This window comes from Saccharopolyspora sp. NPDC002578, assembly GCF_053592695.1.
This window is the reverse complement of record NZ_JBSFWJ010000148.1, coordinates 1-4,594: the sequence shown is the minus strand read 5'-3', so window position 1 is coordinate 4,594 and position 4,594 is coordinate 1. Positions and strand designations below refer to the sequence as shown.

Here is a 4,594-nt window from a genome sequence, read left to right as displayed (position 1 = left end):
TGTTCTCAGCGTTCTTCTCGCGAGGACAGCTTTTTCCCTCGTGGCGGAGCCACTCGGGAAAAAGATCCCGCAGCGAGAAGAACGCTGAGGTTCCGCGACCCGACCCACTGAGCAACTCAGCCACCTTCTGGAGACCGTGATGGACCTGCCCACCTTCTGGTTCGCCTTGATCGCCTTGTTGTGGTTGGGGTACCTGTTCTTGGAGGGCTTCGACTTCGGCGTCGGCATGCTGCTGCCGGTGCTGGGGCGCGACGAGCGCGAGCGCCGGGTGCTGATCAACACGATCGGGCCGGTGTGGGACGGCAACGAGGTCTGGCTGATCGTCGCGATCGGCGCCACGTTCGCCGCCTTCCCCGGCTGGTACGCCGCGTTGTTGAGCACGACCTACCTGCCGCTGCTGCTCCTGCTGCTGATGCTCATCGGGCGCGGCGTCGCGTTCGAGTACCGCGGCAAGGTCGACACGGCGCGGTGGCGGCGCACCTGGGACGTCGTGATCGTCACCGCGTCCTGGATCGCGCCGATGATGATCGGGCTGGTGCTGTCGGCGAGCGTGTTCGGCCTGCCGCTGGACGCCAACGGGGACCGCGTCGGCGGCCCGCTGGTGCTGCTGACCTTGCCGAACGTGCTGGGCGCGCTCGCGGTGTGGGGCTTCTCGTTCCTGCACGGCGCGGTGTTCCTGTCCTTGAAGACCGCCGGTGAGGTGCGGGAGCGGGCCCGGAAGTTCGCGCTGCGCTTCGGAGCGCCGCTGCTGCTGCCGGTGATCGGCCTGCTGCTGCTGGCGCAGCTGCCCCAGGGCGACCCGTGGACGTGGGTGCCGCTGGGCGTCGCGCTGGCCGCCGCGGTCGCCGGGCTCGCCCGGATGATCTCGTGGCGGGAAGGCCAGGCGTTCGCGCTGCAGGGCATCGCGCTCGCGGGCGTGGTGGTGACGCTGTTCGGCGCGCTGTGGCCCAACGTCATCCCGTCCACCTTGGACCCGGCGTGGTCGCTGTCGGTCGCCGACACCGCCTCCAGCCCGTACACCCTCACCGTGATCACCTGGGTCGCCGCGTTCGGCACCCCGGCCGTGCTGGTCTACCAGGGCTGGACGTACTGGGTGTTCCGCAAGCGCATCGGCACCCAGCACATCCCGCCGGTGCACGCGCCGTGAGCGGGCCGCTGGGCGCGCTGCCCCGGCTGTCGCGGTCGGCCCGGCTGGCGCTGCTGGCCGCCGGCGCGCTGGCCGCGGGCAACGCCGCCGCGCTGATCGTGCAGGCGTGGGCGCTGGCGAGCGCGCTCGCCGAGGTCGTCACCGACGGCGTCGACCCGGACGCGATCACCGGGCGGCTCGCGGTGCTGGCCGGGGCGATCGTCGCCCGCGCCGCGCTCGGCTGGGCCACCGAGTTCGTCTCCGCGCGGGCCGCCGCCGGCGCGAAGGAGGAACTGCGGGCGAAGCTGCTCGACTCGGCGCTGCGGCGCGGACCGGAGTGGATCCAGGAACGCGGGCCGGTCGAGCTCACCGCGCTGGCCACGAAGGGCCTCGACTCGCTCGACGCGTTCTTCACGAAGTACCTGCCCGCGCTGGTCACGGCCGCCGTCGTCCCGTTGCTGGTGGGCGCGTGGATCCTGCTCTCCGACGGGGTCTCGGCGGTGACGATCCTGATCACGGTGCCGCTGATCCCGCTGTTCGCGTGGCTCGTCGGCCGCTACACCGAGCAGCGCACCGCCCGCGCCACCGACTCGACGCAGCGGTTGTCGGCGCAGCTGCACGAACTGGTGCGCGCGCTGCCGGTGCTCACCGCGTTCCGCCGGGCGGGCGCGCAGCGGGCCGTGGTGCGCCAGGTCAGCGAGCGGCACCGGCGCAGCACCGTGGCGACGCTGCGCATCGCGTTCCTGTCCGCGCTGGTGCTGGAGCTGTTCTCCTCGTTGTCGGTGGCGTTGGTCGCCGTCGGTATCGGGCTGCGGCTGGTGTCCGGCGAGCTGGACCTGGCGACCGGGCTGATGGTGCTGGTGCTCGCCCCCGAGTGCTACCTGCCGCTGCGCGCGGCCGGGGCCGCCCACCACGCCAGCGAGGACGGCGTGGAAGCGGTGCGCCGCGCGGACGAGGTGATCTCCACCGATGAGTCCGATGTGGACGCCGGCTCCACTGGAGCCGGGCCGCTCGCCGCCGCCGGGGAGCTGCGCGTGCGCGACCTAGCCGTGGCGCGGCGCGGCGGGCACGCGCCGGACGGGATCGGCTTCACCGCCCGGCCCGGTGAAGTGCTGCGGCTCGACGGGTTCGACGGCATCGGTCCCAGCGGCAGCGGCAAGTCCACCACCTTCGGCGTGCTGCTCGGCTTCACCCGGCCCGAGCGCGGCACCGTCGAGTACGCGGGCACCGACCTGCGCGAGCTCGACCCGGCCGCCTGGCGCGGGCACCTCGCGTGGGTGCCGCAGCGGCCGGTGTTCACCGGCGGCACCGTCGCCGACGAACTCGAACTCGCCGTCACCGACCAGCCCGACGGCACCGCCGCCGCCATCCCCGACGTGCTCGCCGAGGCCGCCGCCGCGCACCTGCGCGACCGCGCGGTCGACGGGCTGTCCACCGGGGAGCGCCAGCGCGTCGCCGTGGCCCGCGCCCTGCTGCGGTTGCGCGGCACCGCGCGGGTGCTGCTGCTCGACGAGCCGACCGCGCACCTCGACCCGGCGACAGCGCGCCAAGTCGACAAAGCGATCGAGCGGGCCGCCGAGCGCGGCGCCACCGTGGTCCTCGCCAGCCACCGCCCCGACATCGACGCCGCCGGACCCGAACCGGAGCCCGCCGACGGATCGCCGGGCGCCGTGCCCGGCCTGCCCCCGGCACGCGGCACCCTCCGCGAGCTGATCACCCCGCGCACCCTGCTCGGCGTGGTGCTCGCGGCGCTGTCGCTGCTGTCCGGGCTCGCGCTGACCGCGACCTCGGCGTGGCTGATCGCCCGCGCCTCGCAGCAGCCGCCGATCCTCGTGCTCACGGTCGCCGTCGTGGGGGTGCGCCTGTTCGCGCTGTCGCGCGCCGCGCTGCGCTACGTCGAACGCCTCGTCACGCACGACGCCGCGTTCCGCTTCGCCGGATCGCTGCGGGAACGGCTGTGGGACGCGCTGGTGCGGATCGGGCCCGCCCGCACCGCGGGGCTGCGCCGCGGCGACGGGATCGCGCGGCTCGTCGACGACGTCGACGCGGTCCGCGACCTGGTGCCGCGGGTGATCCTGCCGCCGCTGGCCGCCGTGCTCGTCGCGCTCGCCGCCGTGGTGCTGCAGACCCTCGTGCTGCCCGCGGCGGGAGCGCTGCTGGCCGTCTCGTTGCTGGTCGCGGGCATCGGCGGCGCCGCTGCGGCGCTGTTCGCCGAGCGCCGCGCCAGCACCGCCGTCGCCGCCGGGCGGCGCCACGTCGCGGACCGGGTGCTGGCGCTGCTCGACGGCTCCGCCGAGCTGCTCGCGTTCGGCGCGCACGCCTCCCGCCGCGCCGAGCTCGCTGAAGCCGACGCCCGGCTCGCGGCCCGCGCCCGCCGCGCCGCGTTCGCCACCGGAGCCGCCACCGCGGTGAGCGCGCTCGCCATCGGCGTCGCCGTGCTCGGCGGGGCCTGGCTCGCCGCCGGGGCGGTCGCGGCCGGACGGCTCGCTCCGGAACTCGCGCCGCTGCTCGCGCTCGTCCCGCTCGCCGCCGCCGAAGCCGCCGCGGCCCTGCCGCCCGCCGCGCAGCAGTGGCGGAACCTGCGCGCCGCGCAGGACCGGCTCGCCCCGCTGCTCGCGGCGGGCGGGACCGGCACCGAGACCCCGGAGCCATCGCCGGACGGGAGCATCGACCTGCGCGACGTCGACGTGCGCTGGCCCGGCGCCGCCGAACCCGCGCTGCGCGGCGTCACCCTCGCCGTCCCGCCCGGCACCCACGTCGCCCTCGTCGGCCCCTCCGGCAGCGGCAAGTCCACGTTGCTGGCGCTGCTACTGGGCTTCCTGCCCGCCGAACGCGGCACGGCGCGGCTGCCGAGCCAGGCCGCCTGGTGCCCGCAGGAACCGAACCTGGTGTCCACCACCGTCCGGGAGAACCTGCGGATGTCCGCGCCGCGCGCCGACGACCGGGAGCTCGCCGACGCGCTGCGGCTGGCCGGGCTGCCCGGCTGGGGTGAGCGGCTAGGCGAGTTCGTCGGCGCCGGCGGCACCGCCCTGTCCGGCGGGGAGGCGCAACGCCTCGCCCTGGCCCGAGCGCTGCTCGCCCCCGGCCCGCTGCTGCTCGACGAACCCACCGCGCACCTCGACGTCGAGACCTCGACCGCACTGCTGCACCGGCTGCGCGCGGAGACCGAACGCACCGTCCTGCACGTGACGCACCGGCCCGCCGAGACCGAAACCGCCGACCTCGTCCTGCACGTGCGCGACGGGGGAGTCGTCACCGCCACCCCGCACCCCGGGTAGTGCTTCGCCCGCCGTTGCCGGTCATCGTCCTGTCAGCGGCGAAGCCGCTGAGCAGTGACCACCAAAGCAGGACGACCACCGGCGGGTTCTCAGTCGTCTTCTCGCGAGGACGGCTTTTTCCCTCGTGGCGGAGCCACTCGGGAAAAAGACCCCGCAGCGAGAAGACGACTGAGGTTCCGCTGAATGACCC

General features: G+C 75.1%; 2 protein-coding genes. Both read left to right on the top strand.

Features of this window, described 5'->3' with window-relative positions; genetic code table 11:
* Positions 1-139: 139 nt before the first annotated feature.
* Complete coding sequence (gene cydB / locus ACWD38_RS30040; protein WP_184483851.1) at positions 140-1,147, top strand: cytochrome d ubiquinol oxidase subunit II; 1,008 nt, start codon at positions 140-142, stop codon at positions 1,145-1,147.
* Positions 1,144-4,404, top strand: coding sequence for a thiol reductant ABC exporter subunit CydD (gene cydD, locus ACWD38_RS30035; RefSeq protein WP_450125420.1), 3,261 nt, complete (start codon positions 1,144-1,146; stop codon positions 4,402-4,404). Before cydB ends, cydD begins: the two co-directional genes overlap by 4 nt.
* Positions 4,405-4,594 lie beyond the last annotated feature (190 nt).